We start from the raw sequence: 19165 nt of genomic DNA on the forward strand, positions 1-19165 counted from the left end.
CGCTTCACCAGCGTTCCGCTATAGTGAGAAAGTCCAAATCGGAATTGTTACGTTTTAATAATGGAGGTATCATATAATGAAAAAAATTATTCCTGCTTTAACAATCGCCTTCGCGAGTGCAAGTGTCCTCGCCGCTTGCGGTTCGAATACCGATTCATCGACTTCAGATAAAACCCAGACAGAAGTCTATGCATCGACGTTCGCAACAGCTGCTATTGCCCGCGAAATCGGTGGTGATCAAGTCGACGTCAAGATGATCGTCCCACCTGGAGCAGATCCTCACTCTTACGAGCCGACGTCAAAACAACTCACTGAAATTGCTAAGGGTGACTTGTTCCTCTTAACGGGCACGACGCTCGAGCCATATTCGAAAAAAATTCAGGAGAGTCTAAACGGCACGGACGTCCGCTTCGTCGAGACGAGTAAGGACGTCAACTTACTGGAATCTGATGCTACGCTTCATGCACATGAAGAAGAGGGGCATAGTGAAGACGAACATGCCCACGAAGAAGAAGGGCACGATGATCACGCAACGGATGAACCTGCGCATGAAGAAGAAGGCCATGACCACGGAAAATACGATCCACACGTCTGGCTCGATCCTACCAATGCAAAAGCAATGGCACGCTCGATTACAACTGCTTTATCAAAAGAAGTACCAAAAGACAAAGCGACATTCGAGAAAAACTTAAAAGCGTTCGATCAGCAAGCTGACGCACTAGATAAAGAATTCAAACAAGCCGTCGCTGATGGATCGAAAAAAGAACTTCTCGTTACGCATGCCGCTTACGGTTACCTCGCAGAACGATATGGTTTCACACAACTGCCGATCGCGGGAATTTCTCCTTCCGATGAACCGTCACAAAAGCAACTGGCTGCTTTAGTGAAAGAAGCACGGATGCATGATTTGAAATACGTCGCGTTCGAAGAGACGGTCTCACCGAAGGTCGCACGTGTCATCCAAAAAGAAATCGGAGCTGAATCCGTGACGATTCATAATCTAGAGTCCGTCACGAAAGCACAGCAAAACAGCTCTTATTTTAAATTGATGGAAGAAAACGTCCAGACGTTAAAACAAGCACTTCAGTAAAGTACAGTTGACACGCGTTACTCAATGCGGTACGGTAAGAAACGTGTTTTACAACAATTGAATGACTTCTTTTTATCGCGAGAAACGGAGGGACTGGCCCAATGATGTTTCGGCAGCGGACGATTTGATTCGTACTGTGCCAAATCCAGCAAGCGAAAGCTTGAGAGATAAGAAGAGCGTCTTTATTTCATAAAGACCTCCTTCTTTCTTGCGAAGGGGTCTTTTTTGTATCTTTGAGAAACGAGGTGTCAACAATGAATGAAACGATCACGCCTAACAAATGGGCACTGCTTCCCCTCGTCGTATTCCTGGTCCTCTTCATCGGAGCCGGGATCTTCTATGACGACTTTTACAAATTTCCGATCCTTATCGCCGCATTGATCGCTTTGATCTTTGCTGCAATCACAACGAAAGGATCCATCAATCAAACGGTCGAACGAATCGCAACGGGTGCCGGAAATCCCGATATCATGATCATGGTCTTCATCTTCTTATTAGCCGGTACGTTTTCTGGAACGGCAGAAGCAATCGGTGCCATCGATGCAACCGTCAATGCTGCTTTGACGTTCCTACCTCCGTCATTACTGATGAGTGGTCTGTTCATCATCGCTGCCTTCATCTCGATGGCAATGGGAACATCGACTGGAACGATTGCTGCACTCGCGCCGATCGCCTTCGGTATTCATGAAGCGACAGGCATCAACGTTGCGATCGCAGCAGCGTCAGTCGTTGGTGGTTCGATGTTCGGCGATAACCTGTCGTTCATCTCGGATACAACGATCGCTGCCGTCCGTACCCAAAAAACGAACATGCGCGATAAGTTCCGGACGAACTTCATGATCGTTCTCCCAGCTGCTATCTTGACGATCATCTTACTTGCGTTCGTTTCTGGCTCTGGCGATGCGGTAACGGCCAAAGCATTCGAGTTCTACAAGCTGATTCCATATCTCGCTGTCATCGTCCTTGCGCTATTTGGTGTCAACGTCATCCTTGTCCTCGTCGGTGGTACATTGCTCACTGGTATCATCGGTATGATTGACGGTAGCTTCGGCTTAAGCGGTTTCGTCCTCTCGATGTCAAAAGGAATGATGGGCATGGCGGAGATTTCCATCTTGACACTCCTCATGGGTGGTCTCGTCAGCTTGATCACGTTCAACGGTGGAATCGTCTACTTGAAAGAGACGTTGACGCGCAAGATTTCTCAGCGTCGCGGTGCCGAATTCAGTATGGCAGCACTCGTCAGTGCGACGAATCTCGCAACGGCGAACAATACGATCTCGATTCTCGTCGCTGGACCACTGGCGGCTGAAATCGCTGATACGTACGAGATTGATCGTAAGAAATCAGCGAGTATTCTCGATATCTTCTCTTGTGGTATCCAAGGCATCATTCCGTATGGCGCGCAACTCTTGATTGCAGCAGAATTGACGAAAACGGCTTCACCGGAACTGATTCCGTATCTGTTCTATCCGTTCCTGCTCTTCGTCTGTGGATCGATTGCCATCTTCTTTGGATTGCCACGCATGAAGAAGACAGCGACGAAGCAAGAAAGAATTTCTTCGTAACCATAAAACAGGTCCAATCGCGTCGACGATTGGATCTGTTTTATTATTTTTTCTGCTTCGCTTGTCGTTCTAAGATTAAGTAAGCGATTGCCGGAAGCGGGAATTGAACGAGTCCAGCACCTCCCCAAACCCATGGATTACGTCCTGACTTTCGCGCACTAAGAAACAGACCCACTGCCTGCGTTACTAACAAGGCGCCAATACTAAGCCAAGTACATTTGGATAGCTTTTTATTCTTTTGAGCCATCTTTTCTCCCCCTCTTTTAACACACGATTAAATCTCATGATTCTTTTCTATTTTACCTTATTTCATTCCTCCATGAGCATGGAAACGGACGTCTTCGTTCGTTCATGCTAAACTAAACGAGCAAATCTAAACTACGTTTTATGAGGAGGAGTAACACATGCAATACGCAAAACTTTCAAACGGTATTACGATTCCCCAAATCGGATTCGGTGTCTGGCAAGTAGATGAAGAGACAGAAGCACCTGCTGCTGTCGCTGAAGCACTACGTGTCGGCTATCGTCACATCGATACAGCTGCTGTCTACAAAAACGAGCGCGGTGTCGCAAAAGGAATCAAGGAAAGCGGCGTGAAACGTGAGGATCTCTTCTTAACGTCAAAAGTCTGGAACGATGATATTCGTGCCGGTCGGACGAAGGAAGCATTCGCAGAATCGCTCGAACGTCTCGAAACAGATTATCTTGACCTCTATCTCATCCATTGGCCGGTCGAAGGCTATATCGAAGCGTGGAAAGCAATGGTTGAATTGTACGAAGAAGGCAAGATCAAAGCGATCGGTGTCTCGAACTTCAAGGAACATCACCTCGATACATTGGCAGAAGAGGGATTGATGGCTCCAATGATCAACCAAGTCGAATTGCATCCACAATTGCCGCAACACGAACTACACGAATACTTGCAAGATCACAATATCCAAGTCGAAGCATGGAGCCCACTCATGCAAGGGAAATTCCTCGAAATCAATGATTTCAAGGAAATCGCAGAGAAGCACGGCAAGACACCTTCACAAGTCGTCTTACGTTGGCATCTCGACAACGGCATCGTTGCTCTTCCAAAATCCGTTACCCCAGCACGCATTGCGGAAAACTTCGACGTCTTTGATTTCCAACTCGATGCTGATGATCTTGAGAAAATTGACCGCATCGCAACGGATGTCCGCCTCGGACCAGATCCGGACGAAATCGATTTTTAATCTAAAGGTTATCGTAAAAAAAGAACGGCTTCCATGTGAAGACGTCTTGCTTCATCTGAACGACGAGAGACCCGTTTCCAGTCTACGACTTGGAAGCGGGTCTCTTTTTTTATGATTGAAGCTGATCAGACATAATAGATTAAAATCGTATCTTCCGCTTCTTCTGCCTTTTGAAAATAGGCGCGTAAATCGGCGAACTGTTCCCAGACATCCTCGAATTCGCCTGGTGTTCCGGCTTCATCATGAATCGAAGCGAGTGCCCGTTGATCAAAATTCCGCATCACCTCAGCTGAGATGATGAGGAGTGGTAAGGGAAGAATACCGACAATCGCCGCTTTCTCTTCGTTGACGATCAACTCTTCGCCAACGATCGCTCGTCCCAGGTTGTAATGTGTGTCTTGATCAATATAGATATCGATTTGATTCATCAAATGATAGATGGCGTTCGTCTGTTCGAGAGCGAATAATTGTTCGTGATCGGGTTGTGTCTCATGAATGAATAAAATCCAGTCCATGATGATGTGGGGATCGTTTCCGAACGACTCCCAGACCGCATCCGTGACGCGGACGAAATGTACGTTTTCCATTCTCCCCCTCCCTTCTGTACTCTGTATTCCCTTTTTAAATTCGTTCTATACAAAAAAAGAGCCAGATTTCTCTGACTCCCTTTTCCTTAGATTGCTTTTTCGTCTTCTTTTGATTCCTGCCATGCTTCAAGCGTATCTTTCCCTGGCAAGTTCGGAATCGAGTCCGCATAAAACCGTGGCTCTTTCCCTGCTTTTCGTTGTGTCATGTAATCATCTAGGGCAAGCTTCGCAATCTTTGCGAGACGGAAAATCGCATACAGATTGACGATCGCCATGAGTCCCATGAAGATGTCTGCTAACGCCCACACGAGACTAGCCGACTCGACAAGTGAACCGAAGACGATCATGACGAGGACGAGTACGCGGTATGCCATCATGACTTGTTTATTTTCACGGATGAAGTTGATGTTCGATTCACCGTAGTAGTAGTTTCCGACGACGGAACTAAACGCAAATAGGAAGATGGCGAGTGCCATGAATCCTGTCGCAAATGATCCAACTTGTGATGCAAGTGCGCCCTGTGCTAAATCAATACCAGCTAAGGCATCTCCATTCGCATCTTTTGTCGGAACCCCACTGACGAGAACGATCATCGCTGTCGCCGAACAGACCATCAATGTATCGACGAAGACCGCGAATGATTGAATCAAGCCTTGTTTGACCGGGTGAGAGACTTCCGCTGTTGCTGCTGCGTTAGGTGCCGAACCCATACCGGCTTCGTTCGAGAACAAACCGCGACGAATACCATTCAGAACGGCCGCCCCGATTGCTCCCCCTGCTAATGTCTTAAACTCGAATAATCCTTCTTGGAAAATCAATTTAAAGACACTTGGTAATACTTCAAGATTCGTCACCATGATATAGAGGGCGATTAAGATATAACCACCTGCCATGATCGGAACCATGAATGAAGCGACTGTCGCAATACTGCGGACACCACCAAAAATGATCAGTGCCGTCAAGACGACTAATCCGACCGTAATCCATATCTTATCCACGCCATATTGACTTTGTAGAGAAAGCGAGATCGTATTCGATTGGACAGAGTTAAAGACAAAACCAAATGAGATCGTGATCAGAACACTAAAGACAATTCCTAACCACCGTTGTCCAAGCGCTTTTTCCATGTAATAGGCTGGACCACCACGCCATTCTTTTCCGTCACGTACCTTGTAAATCTGAGCAAGCGTACTTTCGACGAATGCTGACGCCGATCCAATCAAGGCAATTAACCACATCCAGAAGACTGCACCCGGACCGCCGAGTGCGATTGCAGCCGCCACACCCGCGATGTTTCCGGTACCGACACGTGCTGCCGTACTGATCGCAAATGCTTGGAATGGCGATACGCCATCTTTCCCTTTATCCGTTCCTTGGAACAATAAGCGAATCATCTCCGGGATCATCCGAAATTGAACGAACCGCATCCGGAATGTAAAATAAATGCCTAATCCAACGAGTAAAATAATCAATACATTCGTCCATAAGTAATCATTTGCTCGATTTACTAGTTTCATCACTTCTTTTTCCATCAAATCTCCTCACTTCCATCCATCTTTTCTCTCTATTTGTATGTAAGTTTTTTTCACATGTGATTTATCATACGCAATTTTTTTTGAAAAATCAAACTCATCTATACCTTAGGACGCAAAAAAAGTGTCAAACCTCACATTAGATGTCAGGTTTGACACGTTCACATAAACAGTTTTTAGATTAGATGAACAGATTCAGATTGGCACCGTCCGTTGCACCAAGATAACTCGCGACACCACCATAATCGATATCATCCAGTAATTCCTCTTTCTTGATGCCCATGATATCCATCGACATCGTGCAGGCGATCATACGGACACCCGCTGCTTGCGCTTTTGCCATCATCGTCTCGAGTGCATCGACTTGTTTATCCTTCATGACTTTTTTCATCATTTTTTGACCGGCGCCTGCCATGTTCATGTTCGAGAGCGGCAGCTCCCCGGCATGTTTCGGCATCATCATGCCCATCATCCGCTCAATGCCGGCTTTCTCGACTGCCGGTGCGTCTGGTTTTCGAATGATATTCAAGCCCCAGAACGTAAAGAACATCGTCACTTGTTTCCCCATCGCTTGTGCACCTTGCGCAATGACGAAAGAGGCAAGTGCTTTATCGAGATCACCACTGAAGACGACCATCGTCGCATCATCTGCCGGATTGACTTGAACCGGTGCTGCAGCAGGTGTCTCCCCTTGCCCTTTTTCAAGCAAGACCTCGACGACTCCCTGGTTCATTTCAGCTGAATGGACCGTGTGACCTAGTTTTTTCGCCCATGCTTGAACATCCGGCAAGAATCCTGGGTCTGACGCCTTGACGAAAATTTGCTCGCCGTCCGTCATCTGATCGATTTTTGTTTTCAGCTCTAAGATTGGACCTGGGCACTGTAAGCCGCACGTATCGAGCAGCGTCACTTGTTCCGGTGTAGTCTTCGTTTTCGGCTCACGCTTCGTTACCGTCACAGCTGTCTCCTCCTTCACTTGGCTTCGCGCTTCTTGATCACGATGGACGACCGACCATGTTTTGTAGCCGCCGCTTAAGTTTTTCACATCATAACCGTGTTGTTGCAACAGTTGGCTCGCAACATATCCGCGTAATCCGACTTGGCATGTCACATAGATCGTTTGATCCTTCGGCAGATCAGTCAACTTCTCACGTAACGTCGGTAACGAGATATTGACCGATCCCGGAATCGCGCCTAACTCGTTTTCCGATGGTTCACGGACATCGAGTAATAAGCCGCCATTGGCGACGATCGCGTCAATTTCGTGCCAATGAACGTTCGCACTGTCACCAAGAACGATGTTCGACGCAATATATCCTGCCATGTTGACCGGATCTTTCGCTGAACTATACGGCGGTGCATATGATAGTTCAAGATCTGGTAGATCAAGCACTGTCAATCCACCTTTGATCGCTGTCGCGAGGACATCGATCCGTTTCTCAACTCCTGTCATACCGATTGCCTGCGCTCCGTAGATCGTTCCTTCGATTGGATCAAATAGTAACTTCATCGAAATTGGACTCGCCCCTGGGTAGTACCCCGCATGCGATCCCGGGTGGAGATGCACGGCTTCGTAACGTAGACCGAGCTGACGTAACCGTTTTTCGTTGTTGCCGGTCGAAGCGACCGTCAAATCAAAGACTTTTGCTACCGCTGTTCCGAGTGTGCCGCTATACCGGACGTCGCGTCCGGCGATGATGTCAGCAACGAGGCGTCCTTGACGGTTTGCCGGCCACGCGAGTGGAACATGTGTCGCTTCCTTCGTGATATAGTCTTTGACTTCAATCGCGTCACCAATCGCAAAGATCGATGGATCAGATGTCCGCAGTTGATCGTCGACTTGAATCGTCTGTTTGATGCCAAGTGTTAAACCAGCATCTGCTGCGAGCGTGCTCTCCGGTGCGACACCAATTGATAAGATATTCATCTCTGTTTCGATCACGCGTCCGCTTGTCAGGACGACGCGGCGACCTGCCTCTTCAAAACGAGCGACACCATCTTCTAGAATCAACTCGACGCCTTTTGCACGAAGATGTTCATGAACGATGGCTGCCATTTCCGGGTCGACCGGAGCCATGACTTGATCCGCCATCTCGACGAGGGTGACGTGCGCCCCACGTTCGACGAGGTTTTCTGCCATTTCGAGACCGATGAATCCTCCACCGATGACGACTGCCCGCTCTGGACGCGTCGTATCGACGTATTCCCGCATCCGGTCCGTATCCGGAATGTTCCGTAATGTAAAGACGTTTGTTGCGTCATCGAGTCCTGGAATGTTTGGACGAATCGGTTTTGCACCTGGAGAAAGAATCAGATGGTCGTACGATTCATCGTATTCTTCACCCGTTTCGACATTGCGGATCGTGACCGTCTTCGCTTCACGGTTGATCCGAATCGCTTCCGACAAGTTACGGACATCTAAATTAAACCGCGCGTGCATGCCTTCTGGCGTTTGGACGAGTAATTTATTGCGATCCTTGATGACGTCTCCGATGTAGTAAGGCAGTCCGCAGTTCGCGAACGAAATCTCTTTTCCACGCTCGAGTAAAATGATTTCAGCCGTTTCGTCAATCCGGCGCAGTCGCGCTGCTGCCGTGGCGCCGCCTGCGACGCCGCCTACGATGATCGTTTTCATCTGATGATTCCTCCTTGAATTTCTATCTGTCACCTAATATACCCTGTTAGGTATGTCATTTCAAGTCAATTGCTCGTAGATTCACAAACAAGACATATCTCTGCTCTTTTGTATTTTCTTCCTACTCTTAACGGACATTAGTTGCAATTCCTTCTGAAATGCTTGAAACTGAATTTATAGTATATAAAGGGGGATTTTGCAATGGACCAGGAACGTAACTCGAACGAATCAAACGAGAACAATAAAGTGACACCGATTCACCAAGATCGTCAACCCGAAACAAACGAACAAGGAATCGCGCCACAACAGCAACAACACTTGGAAGCATTCCAAGCTTTCCTCGTTGAAAAAGGCATTCCAATGGAAGCACGTGAGAATGAGACACACGTCTTCTTCATGACACAAGAAAAAACACCTGCAGGAGCAGAACCGATGATGATGATCGTCTTCAGTAAGACGACGACAGATGTCGAATTATTCGCTCGTACGGTGACACACGTACCAGACGGTGTCGAGGATCTCCCGATTCTGAACGCCATCAATGACTTCAACCAAGAATTCAAATACTTCCGCGTCGTTCTCGACAGCGACCGTGATGTCACGATCGCATCAACGATCGATCTTGATCATGGCTTCAACCCAGCTGCGATCTTCGGACATTCTGTCATGATGTTCCAAGCATCAGACGAAGTCTACACGTATTTGACAAAACTGTACGAACAGTTCTAATTTCTCATTTTAAAACGGCTTTGGAGCCCTGCTCCGAAGCCGTTTTTTTCTTTAAAGTTCAATTGACAATGAGAATTATTCTCGCTATAGTTAGATTTGTGAAAACGACTACATGACGGAAAACGTCTTATTAATTCTTCTGGGGGAATCACGATTATGAAAAAACGTTTAAAAGTAGCTTCTATCTTCATGGTAGCCGGTATCTTAGCTGCCTGCGGTTCGAATGAAACGGATACGACTGCACCGAAAAAAGAGAAAACGGAACAGTCGACCGAAACTAAATCAGCAGATGCGGGGATCGCTGCAACGACACTGACAGATGAATTGACGATCTTCAGCTCAATCAAAACAGAACTCGACAAAGCAAAAGAAGGACAAGCGATCGATTGGAAGATGGTCACGACAAGTTATGAATCGAAACTAAAAGGTGGTGTCGAGACGACAGCACCAGAAATCGAACAAGTCATCCAGTCTGCTTTAGCAGGTGTGGAAGCGAAGGATCTCGATGAGAACATCGCGCGTCAACTCGTGGATAAAGGTCTACAATCGTATTTCTATAAATTACAAAAAGCAACACAAGCAAAAGCTGAAGAAGCACTCGTAGCTGGTAAACCGGAAGCTGCAACGGAAGCACTCAAGGACGTGGAAGCGATGGCGAAGACCGTCTTCATTCCGACAGCTGAAAAACGGGACGCGAGCTACGGCTTCAAAAACGAAGACGCCATCGCTCAAGCGATCACATCAGGTCTTGCAGCTCAGCAAGAAGCCATCGACGCGAAAGAAATCGGTGACTTCAATGTTGCGAAACAAGTGACGGATAAATCGATTTATCGTTCCTTCTATTTAGCTGCACTCGGTTATGCACAAAAAATCGAGGATGGCATCAAAGCCGGTACGGACGAAAAAGAATTACAAATGGAACAAGCAGAAGGATATGGCTTCCTCCTCGCGATCGAAGAATCATTAGCGGGCGGAGACGAAGAGGCTGTCAAAACACTGAAAGAGCGCTATGATTTCTCAAAAACAAAGCCAGCTGACGTTTCTTACAAAGAAATCGAAGGATTGTTCGCAAAAGCGTTGACTGAAAAAGTCGACGGGTATCATGAAGAGGCACAAGAAGCGATCGAGAAGAAAGACGTCGATACAGCACGTGCAGAAGCAATGGAAGCGAACATGTTCGTCGTTGCGATGAAACCGACGCTTGAGAATCGTCTCGGCAAGGACAAAGCAGCGCAAGTCGCAAAAGATGCAAACGAATGGTTCGCACTCGTCGAAAAAGGCGACGTCAAGGCTGAAACGACAGGTGAACGGATCACAGACGCACTCGAACCACTTAACTAAGAAGGAAATGGAAACGGAGGAATAAGATGAATATCGGAATCACAGGAGGTGCCGGCTTCATTGGCGCCGCCCTCGCCCTCCGGCTCCAGCAGCACCATACCGTCCATGTACTTGATGCTTTCACGGACTACTATGATGTTCAGTTAAAAGAAGAACGAGCAGCTGCATTAAGACGTGCCGGTGTTAACGTTACGATCGGTGACGTTCATCACGATCTCGACGCCTGGATGGAGACATCGTTCGACGCCGTCTTTCATCTCGCAGCTCTTCCAGGTGTTCCGCGTTCGCTCGAGGAACCGCATCACTATATTCGTGAGGACATCGATATGACGGTGACCTTGTTAGAAGCCGCAAAAAGACATGGCATGCCGCATGTCTTTTTCGCGTCTTCTTCTTCCGTTTACGGGGAACAGACTGGTCCGCTGAAAGAAGATCAGGCAACGGGACACGTCGCCAGTCCTTATGCGGCAGCCAAGTATAGTGCCGAAAGCTTTTGTCATGCTTATGCTCATTTATATGATGTAAACGTGACGCTGTTTCGCTTCTTTACGGTCTACGGTCCTTCGGGTCGTCCTGATATGGCGCTGTTTCGATTCATCGAACAGGCATTACGCGGAGAGGCACTCACCGTCTTCGGTGATCCGATCCGTGACTTCACGTATATCGATGACATCACCCGTGGAATGGAACAGGCGTTGCTGGCTCGTGCAGTAGGGACGTATAACCTCGGCGCGAATCAGCCGGTCTCCGTCCGCACTCTAGCTGAACGGATCGGTCAACGGTTTGATGTGCCCGTGCAAACTCAAACTGCACGACGTGGGGACGTGACGATGACATGGAGTGATACGACGGCTGCAAAAGAAGCATTCGGTTACCAACCGTCAATCGAGATCGATGTTGGACTGGAGCAGGTGATCGCGTGGCATCAAAACCGCTGATTCGAACGTTTCTGTATCTGACGCTTACCGGGCTTGTCATCTTTTTACTGCTCCGTTTTTTCCTGGAGTTACCGGTCTCGTATCGGTACATTGAAGCTTTATTCAAGAGTCCCTGGACGATCCTTGCAACCTTGACGTATGCGATCGCCTTTTATTTACGCGCGGTCGCCTGGCGCCGCGCCGATGCCAAACGTGCACCGACTGCTGTATACCTGTCGAGCCTGTATCTCGGACTGACGATCAATCATCTCTCACCGGTCAAACTGGGAGAGATGATCCGACTCGTGACGGCGAGAGCCGTCGGAAGTCCATGGAAACAGACGAGCGCGATCTTCGTCTTACAACGAAGTATTGACTTGATCGTTCTGTGTACCTTCATTCTGATCGGTTGGTTGTTTCACCCAATCGTCTTGCTCGTCGCGCTCCTTGCGACCGCGTTATTGCTCGTGTTACGCCGACATGTCCCGCATCTCCCATCGCTCGTTCTGTTCGGAACGCTCGCTTGGGCAGTCGAGGCACTCGCCGTCTTCCTCCTCTTGCACGGAGCAGGTATCGATGTGTCCTTCCCGACGACATTGATTGCGATGAGTGCCGGTGTCCTGTCCGGTGTGATTCAGTTCACGCCGGGTGGTCTCGGTACGTATGAACTCGCGATGGGTACGGTGTTACGGCAAGCCGGTGTTGCCCATGCGTACGACGTTGCCTTGATGACGCACTTCTTTAAATATGCCTTTGCTTTTCTCATTCCGCTGTACGTTCTCATTCGGCATCCGGCTACGCTTCGGTTGTTGATTCGTCAGCTCAAATACACTGATTGGAAAGGAGGAAGACGATGAAAAGCGCTTCTCGCTTTGAAAAAGTCGCAGCACGCGCCTGGAACTTACTCAATGAAGGAAAACCCTTCACACCCATTTTTACGATCGGCGTCTTCTTGACGTACGCCTTATGGACGCAGATGCCACTCGCAGAAGCTGGTCTTGGTTTCATCGTGACGCTTCCTTTGTTCATCTTGCTTTGGCGTTATGATTTTCCGTTATTTTTACGAAATTACCTTTGGATCCCGGTCATCGTTTGGCTGTTCCTTCGGGGTACGAATGCAGATTACTTACCTTTGTTCGCCTATGGCGCAGGTCTTTATTTCTTCTTCACGATTTTTTTCTGGGGAACGATCTATTATCATCTCCGGATCGGAACGCGCTGGACAAACTTCACGCGTTTTTGGAAACTCGTTCTGAAGAATAGTGATTCGACAAGTGGTAACGCGCAGGAGCAACTGCCTAAGGTTGCTCTGTTGCTCATGTACTGGTGGACGGCAAGTGACGCGTCGACACTCGACATGACGTTCATCTGGTTCCCAATTGGTCTATTCGTCTTTGCATGGATCCTGCATCACTACCTGTTCGACTGGAAACCGAAGTTGCCCGAGGCAATGACGGTAGATGCCAATCTTCCGACTTCAGAAAAAGTCTATGTCCTGATTGTCGACGGGATGCGTAAAGATCGCTACATGGCAGCAAACACGCCGTTCCTCGAACGATTGCGTCAGGAAGGAACGGAATATACGAACATGGAGACGGTTTACCCTGCCCGGACCGTCGTCTGCTTCAGTTCGATGTTCACCGGTGCTCGCCCGGAAGATCATGGCATTCATTCGAACATGGTCTGGAATACGACCGGCGTTAAAACGGATACCGTCTTCGATCGCCTCCGTGCCGTTGACAAGTCAGGAAAAATCCTTGGTATCGCACACCTTGTCGATGCGTTCGGTTCAACCGACGTGCGGACCGTCACAGCAGTCATGCATAACGATGTTGCAGATCGAAATATCGTAGAACGTGCCAAACAAATCGTCCATGAAGAGGATCCGGATCTGCTCGCGATTCAGTTGATCGGAACGGATCAAACGGGACACAGTCGAGGCACTCTCTATTCCGAGTATGTCGAAAAAATCGAGGAAGCGGATGCGCTCCTTTCCGAGTTTTGTGAGGAGCTCGATCGCCTTGGTAAACTCGAGGATGCGACACTCATCGTCATGGCGGATCACGGTCAAGCGGACGGAATCGGTGGACACGGTCACTTGGATGAAGGCGAACGGTTCGTTCCGTTCTGGATGTATGGTAAGAACGTTCATGCCGGTCTGAAAGTGGATACGCATCGCCATATCCTGTCACTCGGACCAACGATCACAAAAGTCCTAGGGGCAGACATTCCGCACGATAGCCGTGGTGTGCTATTGACAGAAGCGTTCAAGGAGGCGAAGTCTAATTGAAAATCATCGTCTTTTTACCGGCCTACAATGAGGAAGTGTCGCTCCCACTCGTCTTAAAACGGATCCCGGACATGATCGACGGTATTCCGGTCGAGACCCTCGTCATCGATGATGGTTCGACTGATGCGACGAGTACGATCGCGCGTCAACACGGCGCACATGTCTATCGGTTCGAACAAAATCAAGGACTCGGCGCTGCAGTCCGGGAAGGACTCCGGCAATCCTACGAACTTGACGCGGATGTTGCTGTCATGATCGATGCGGATAACGAATATCCGGCCGATCAAATCCCGGATATCGTGCGACCGATCTTACACAATCAGGCCGACTACGTATTCGGTTCCCGCTTTCTCGGTACCGTCGACGGGATGCGACTCTATCGCTATATCGGGAATCATGTCTTCACGTGGTTGCAATGCCTTTTATTGAAACGTAAAATCCATGATGGTCAAAGTGGAATGCGTGCTTTTTCACGCGCAGCGTGTCACCATGCTGAGATTATTCACGATTATAACTATGCCCAAGTCTTAACTCTCAATCTCGTCCGAAAAGGCTTCCGCCTGCACGAAGTCCCGATCCGTTATCGGGTCCGGGAAGCAGGAAAGTCTTTTATCCGTCTTAATTATGTCCAACGTGTCCTCCCAGCGATTTACCGGGAGTGGCGACGACCGATCACACAGCTTAGCGTTGAAGAACGCATGGAACGAAAGGAGCACCTCGGATGAAACGCCTTCTTTTGCTACCGCTCCTCCTGCTCTCACTGTTCGTGAGCACTTCCACGGTTTCCGCTTATAGTTACGGAGACCCAGGAAAGGAAGCTTTTGCGGAAGCGTATAAACAATTTGAAGAACAACTCGATGCTAAGGATTACGCGCTTGCGAAAGAGACGCTTGCCGCCTATGATAAAGAATTCAAACTGTATTTCCCTGAGGCGAAAGCGAAGATCGACACGGCTCTCGAACAAGAAGATGCAGAGGCTGCAAAACAAGCGTACCGCGTCGCTCTCCGTCAAAATATCGAACGTCGCCTGCACTTTGCTGAAGAGCAGTTCGAGGACTTCGGTCAAGCGAAACTCTTACTCGCGAAAGCCCGCGGGACATACGATGTGCTCGCACCTTACGTCAAGGAAAGCAAGGATGCACAAACATCCGATGACGTGTATACTGCATTTGATGAATCATTAAAGGCACTCGGAAACCCTGGTCTGTTTGGGGTCGGGAAAAAAGCGAGTGATGAAGAATCCTTCAAAGAAAACATTACGATGATCGAAGATACGTTGACTCCTCTTTTTGTCCTGCCGGGTGAAGAAAAAACAGGCGTCTTCACGGAAGAAGACTCCTTCCTCGGTCAAACGTTCGGAACGGACGCGATTTGGAAATTGATTGCGCTCGGACTCGTCATCGTACTCATCGTCATCGTCGTCATTGGTCAATGGAAGAAGAAACGCCGCTCATAAGGAGGAAGACAGATGGATTTTCAAGCGTTTTTGATTACGCTTCGGGAGTGTCTCGAGGCTGTTCTCATCGTTGGGTTGATCTTGGGTTATCTCGATCGATTGAACGCTCCACAATATAAAAAGTGGGTCTACGCAGGTGTGGGGTTGGCACTTCTCGCTAGCCTTGGTGTCGCGTTCCTGTTCCAAGTCGTCTTTACGAGTTTTGCGAGCTTCGGAAGCGATACGTATCTCCGTCTCGGCATCATGATGGTCTCCGTCCTGCTCTTGACACACATGGTCCTCTGGATGGGGAAGGAAGCGAAAGAGAATCAAAAAGCCTCCCAAGCGAAGGTCGCCGCTGCCGTCTCGACGGGTAGTGCCATCACGATGATCATCCACTCCTTCCTCGTCATCGTTCGAGAAGGAATTGAGACAGTCTTCTTCTTCGCTGCCATCTCAGGTGGGGAAATCGAAAAAGTACTGACGAGTTACGGTGCGGTTTCCGGTCTGTTACTTGCCTTGATCTTCGGATATTTATTCGTTTCCGGTTCAATGAAGATTCCCGTCAAACGCTTCTTCCAAGTAACGGGCGTACTCATTCTATTCATCGCAGCCGGTATGCTCGTCCAAACGATTGGACGCTTCCAAGATCTTGGTTTGCTCGGTAGTCTCTTGATGAATGCTGACGGCACACCAGCTGCTGTATATAACATCGTTGGCTTCATGCCGGAGCACTACATCGATCAGGTACAATACTTGCGTGATACAGGAAACTCGACATTGATCAGTGGACAGATCGGAACGTTCATGGCCGCGATGTTCGGATACAGCCATAACCCATCGCTCGAACAAGTCGTCGCTTGGTGGGGCTACTTCGCCTTTGCCGGTTGGATGTTGCTCCGTCAAAACAAACCATCGAAGTCATCAAAGTCCTTACAGGAGGTTTCTTGACCGTCCGAAGCGATCGTTCACGTCCGCGTGGACGATCGCTTTTTTGGATCACGCTTCTATTCATCGGTGGCTGGATTGGTTTACGGATCATTTACGTCAGTCCCTTCATCGCGAGCTACGATATTGCGAACTTCACGTTAGCTGTGACCGATTATGATTTGGCTGATTTACGTCCGCACTTTCCGGGTTATCCCTTTTTCATCTTATTTGCCAACCTGTTTCTGCCACTGATGATACCTGTCAAAGCGCTCGGACTCGTCTCCACACTAGGACTGGCAAGTGCGCTCTTGCCACTTTACTCGCTCTTTCGCCGTCATGCGTATGATACGACTCGGCTGATCGCTGCCTTTACCGTTCTCTCCACTGCCTCACTCGTGACGTTCGCTGTGACAGGGATGTCGGATGGGCTCGCCCTCGGACTACTCGTCTGGTACGGCTGGAGCATCGAACGCGCACGGCATCAGATTCGTCGCTGGCTCCCGTATCTTCTGTTTGGTTTACTGATGGCGACTCGACTGTCCTATGCGCCGTTTGGTTTCATGTTGCTTGTCCTGCTGTGGCAGGTACGAAAGGATTACTGGCAACTCTTATCCGAGTGCGCCCTTCTTGTTCTCGCACAACTGGCTTGGTTGCTACCGGTCGCTTTTTCTGTCGGTGGACCCTACTCGTTTCTTCAATTATCACTCCGCTTCGTCAGCGGTCATTTTTCCGATTGGGGTGGTTCTGTTCAGACCGATGATGCTTCCATCGTTCAACGATTTGCCCAGACGCTTCAGCAACTCTTCTGGCATGGGATCGGCTATGGCACGTGGATCGGACTAGTGTCTGGACTGCTACTATTCTTACGCAGACGTTGGACGGTCGATGTCGCTTGGGGAGCGACGGCTGGACTCTATTTCGTCTGGGTCTGGCTAGGACAAAATATCGATAAACCCCGTCACGTCTTACCGCTTGTCCTGTTGCTACTCATCTGGTTGATCCGTCAGCTTCCGTTGCGGATGTATCTTCCTTTTTTAGTCGTTCAGTTGACGATCGGTAGCCTCGCGTTGAACGAACAAGCAACGCGTCCTCCGGCGACGATTGAATTAGCGCGTTACGTAGCGACTCTTCCAATCGGCGCGACAGTCTTTACCGACGAGGAAGCTCGCCAATTCCAGTCCGAACGACCGGATGCCGCGATCGTTCCGATCGGGTCAATCAGTAAATGGAATGCAGAACCAAAATCCGATCAGAGTTACATGACTGGTCGATTGCTCGAGCGCCTTCACGCTCAAGGCGTGCGACCAAAAGTCGAACTGGTCGTCCACTTCACGAGTGATACCCGATACGAACCAGAAGACGCGCAAGCGATGCTATATCAACTAACGCCACCTTGATGGCACGACTGCATGTATACGAAAAACCATGTCGATTCCCGAATGACACAGTGGAAATCGACATGGTTTTTTCATTGCTGCGTATCGTAACGACGTTCCATATAATCAAAGGTACCGCCGCTGATTTCAATCGTCCGAATCGGTTCGAAGCCGAGACGGCGATACAATCGCTGTGCCCCTGCATTCGTTTGATCAGCGTTTAAGGTAAATGCTCGTAGTCCCCGTTTCTCGCCCTCTTCCGCCGCTGCTTGTAACAGTTCCGTACCAATTCCCTTTCCACCATGACGCGCATCAACCGATAAAGTATCCAGGTAATAGACCGGTCCTTCCGTCTCAACATCGATTTGGATATCTTGACCCGTCCAGCGCTTCAGTTGGTCTTTGATCGGTTCGTCGAGTCGTTTCGCATCCGTCCCTGCATAAGCAATGACGATACCCGCTACTTCATCCTCGATGATTTTTACGAGGATGTTTTCATGACTCAATCGGTTTCCTGTTTCAGCGACGAAGTACGCGAGTCGATCTAGAACCTCCTCCCGCTTTGTCGTTCCCGTCAGTGTCTCAGCGATCTCATGAATCGCTTGCTCAATCAACGGGGCAATCTGTTGTGCTTCAGAAGCATGTGCTTGTCGAATCATCTCATCCTTCTCCTTTCGTTTTTTCTAATCAATAAACCTGAAAAATCGGACTCGACGATGTCGAATCCGATACATGATTTTTTTAGACATTCATCCATTTCACTGCGTGACTTTTTGTACGACAGGTGCCGGTACGATGACAGGCTCCCGTGTCATGACAGCAACGACACGTCCAGCGATCGCTACAGCCAGTAACGTATATAACGTTAAGCTGAGCGGCAGATAGACGAGTGAGATGACTAACACGATGGCATCGAGTCCGAACAAGATCGTCCCGATCGATAGACCTGTCAGTTTGCTGAGTCCCATCGATAGCAAATCGTCTCCACCTGTTGCCGCTCCACTTTTCAAAACAAGTCCGAGACCATATCCGGTCACGATTCCGCTAGCGATCGCTGCGATGAGCGTCGCTGGCCAAGCCTGTTCTGGAAAGTGGAACAAATCGAGTCGGTGCCACATCTCATAAAAGATTGATAACGCACCTGCTGAAAGTAACGCTTCACTGACGAAACGTTTTCCTCTGAAGTACAAGGCACCAATGAAAAATGGAATATCGAGCACGATCATTGAGATCGAAGGATTGATATCAAAAAAGTATCGACCGAGCAACGATAATCCGATGAAGCCGCCTTCTGCTAATCCGAACTGTTCATTCAATGTGTAGTAACCGAACGCCATGATGAGCGTACCGGTTAAGATGGTTGCGATTCGTTTCATGTTTTATTGTCCTCTCCCGTTTACATCGTGGGAGAGGTTTTATACGTCCCGTTTGGGTATTCATCTATTTTCGCTCTCCCTGATTTTTATAAGCCATTACCGTCTTGTTCGTTTTGACCGGTACTGCTAAAAATCAGGTAAGCTG

General features: G+C 48.8%; 18 protein-coding genes and 1 riboswitch. Of the genes, 12 read left to right on the forward strand and 6 right to left on the reverse strand.

Annotation, left to right across the window (positions count from 1 at the left end):
- Positions 1 to 76 precede the first annotated feature (76 nt).
- Together U719_RS15080 and U719_RS15085 are read left to right on the forward strand one after the other, a co-directional pair.
- On the forward strand, positions 77 to 1090 hold the full coding sequence (locus U719_RS15080) for a metal ABC transporter solute-binding protein, Zn/Mn family (RefSeq protein ID WP_023469637.1): 1014 nt from the start codon (positions 77 to 79) through the stop codon (positions 1088 to 1090).
- 69 nt (positions 1091 to 1159) lie between these two features.
- Positions 1160 to 1264, forward strand: a riboswitch (SAM riboswitch).
- Between the two features lie 80 nt (positions 1265 to 1344).
- Positions 1345 to 2655, forward strand: coding sequence for a Na+/H+ antiporter NhaC family protein (locus U719_RS15085; protein ID WP_023469638.1), 1311 nt, complete (start codon positions 1345 to 1347; stop codon positions 2653 to 2655).
- 43 nt (positions 2656 to 2698) lie between these two features.
- Here U719_RS15085 and U719_RS15090 read toward each other — a convergent pair whose 3' ends face one another.
- Positions 2699 to 2902 carry a hypothetical protein gene (locus U719_RS15090; protein ID WP_023469639.1) on the reverse strand — a complete coding sequence of 68 codons (204 nt, stop codon included), beginning with the start codon at positions 2900 to 2902 and terminating at the stop codon, positions 2699 to 2701.
- A 157-nt stretch (positions 2903 to 3059) separates the two neighbouring features.
- Between U719_RS15090 and U719_RS15095 the strand changes: the two genes are divergently transcribed.
- Positions 3060 to 3872 carry an aldo/keto reductase gene (locus U719_RS15095; protein WP_023469640.1) on the forward strand — a complete coding sequence of 271 codons (813 nt, stop codon included), beginning with the start codon at positions 3060 to 3062 and terminating at the stop codon, positions 3870 to 3872.
- A 125-nt stretch (positions 3873 to 3997) separates the two neighbouring features.
- Here U719_RS15095 and U719_RS15100 read toward each other — a convergent pair whose 3' ends face one another.
- From U719_RS15100 to U719_RS15110, 3 genes are all read right to left on the reverse strand, one after another.
- On the reverse strand, positions 3998 to 4459 hold the full coding sequence (locus U719_RS15100) for a hypothetical protein (protein WP_023469641.1): 462 nt from the start codon (positions 4457 to 4459) through the stop codon (positions 3998 to 4000).
- 86 nt (positions 4460 to 4545) lie between these two features.
- Positions 4546 to 5991, reverse strand: coding sequence for a sodium:alanine symporter family protein (locus U719_RS15105; RefSeq protein ID WP_023469642.1), 1446 nt, complete (start codon positions 5989 to 5991; stop codon positions 4546 to 4548).
- A 181-nt stretch (positions 5992 to 6172) separates the two neighbouring features.
- Complete coding sequence (locus tag U719_RS15110) at positions 6173 to 8626, reverse strand: CoA-disulfide reductase (RefSeq protein WP_023469643.1); 2454 nt, start codon at positions 8624 to 8626, stop codon at positions 6173 to 6175.
- Positions 8627 to 8827: 201 nt separating this feature from the next.
- Here U719_RS15110 and U719_RS15115 point away from each other — a divergent pair, with 201 nt between their 5' ends.
- The 9 genes from U719_RS15115 to U719_RS15155 all read left to right on the forward strand — a co-directional run bounded on the left by U719_RS15115 (position 8828) and on the right by U719_RS15155 (position 17665).
- On the forward strand, positions 8828 to 9355 hold the full coding sequence (locus tag U719_RS15115) for a YbjN domain-containing protein (protein ID WP_023469644.1): 528 nt from the start codon (positions 8828 to 8830) through the stop codon (positions 9353 to 9355).
- Positions 9356 to 9511: 156 nt separating this feature from the next.
- Entirely contained in the window at positions 9512 to 10696 is a 1185-nt protein-coding gene (locus U719_RS15120; protein WP_023469645.1) for a hypothetical protein, read from the forward strand.
- Between the two features lie 26 nt (positions 10697 to 10722).
- Positions 10723 to 11634 carry an NAD-dependent epimerase/dehydratase family protein gene (locus U719_RS15125; RefSeq protein ID WP_023469646.1) on the forward strand — a complete coding sequence of 304 codons (912 nt, stop codon included), beginning with the start codon at positions 10723 to 10725 and terminating at the stop codon, positions 11632 to 11634.
- Complete coding sequence (locus U719_RS15130) at positions 11616 to 12470, forward strand: lysylphosphatidylglycerol synthase transmembrane domain-containing protein (protein WP_023469647.1); 855 nt, start codon at positions 11616 to 11618, stop codon at positions 12468 to 12470. The genes U719_RS15125 and U719_RS15130 overlap by 19 nt, the downstream gene beginning before the upstream one ends.
- Positions 12467 to 13903, forward strand: coding sequence for an alkaline phosphatase family protein (locus U719_RS15135; RefSeq protein WP_023469648.1), 1437 nt, complete (start codon positions 12467 to 12469; stop codon positions 13901 to 13903). Before U719_RS15130 ends, U719_RS15135 begins: the two co-directional genes overlap by 4 nt.
- Positions 13900 to 14628 (forward strand): glycosyltransferase family 2 protein, encoded by a 729-nt coding sequence (locus tag U719_RS15140; RefSeq protein ID WP_023469649.1) that lies wholly within the window; start codon positions 13900 to 13902, stop codon positions 14626 to 14628. Before U719_RS15135 ends, U719_RS15140 begins: the two co-directional genes overlap by 4 nt.
- Positions 14625 to 15359 (forward strand): hypothetical protein, encoded by a 735-nt coding sequence (locus U719_RS15145; RefSeq protein WP_023469650.1) that lies wholly within the window; start codon positions 14625 to 14627, stop codon positions 15357 to 15359. The genes U719_RS15140 and U719_RS15145 overlap by 4 nt, the downstream gene beginning before the upstream one ends.
- Before the next feature lie 12 nt (positions 15360 to 15371).
- Entirely contained in the window at positions 15372 to 16289 is a 918-nt protein-coding gene (locus tag U719_RS15150; RefSeq protein WP_023469651.1) for an FTR1 family protein, read from the forward strand.
- The gene (locus U719_RS15155; RefSeq protein WP_023469652.1) at positions 16286 to 17665 is read left to right on the forward strand and encodes a hypothetical protein; all 1380 of its coding nucleotides are present in this window, start codon (positions 16286 to 16288) and stop codon (positions 17663 to 17665) included. The genes U719_RS15150 and U719_RS15155 overlap by 4 nt, the downstream gene beginning before the upstream one ends.
- Positions 17666 to 17736: 71 nt before the next feature.
- Here the strand turns inward: U719_RS15155 and U719_RS15160 are convergent, their stop codons facing one another.
- Together U719_RS15160 and U719_RS15165 are read right to left on the reverse strand one after the other, a co-directional pair.
- On the reverse strand, positions 17737 to 18303 hold the full coding sequence (locus U719_RS15160) for a GNAT family N-acetyltransferase (protein ID WP_023469653.1): 567 nt from the start codon (positions 18301 to 18303) through the stop codon (positions 17737 to 17739).
- A 99-nt stretch (positions 18304 to 18402) separates the two neighbouring features.
- Positions 18403 to 19020, reverse strand: coding sequence for a YitT family protein (locus U719_RS15165; RefSeq protein WP_023469654.1), 618 nt, complete (start codon positions 19018 to 19020; stop codon positions 18403 to 18405).
- Positions 19021 to 19165: the final 145 nt, after the last annotated feature.

Source organism: Exiguobacterium sp. MH3, from assembly GCF_000496635.1.
Lineage (GTDB): Bacteria > Bacillota > Bacilli > Exiguobacteriales > Exiguobacteriaceae > Exiguobacterium_A > Exiguobacterium_A indicum.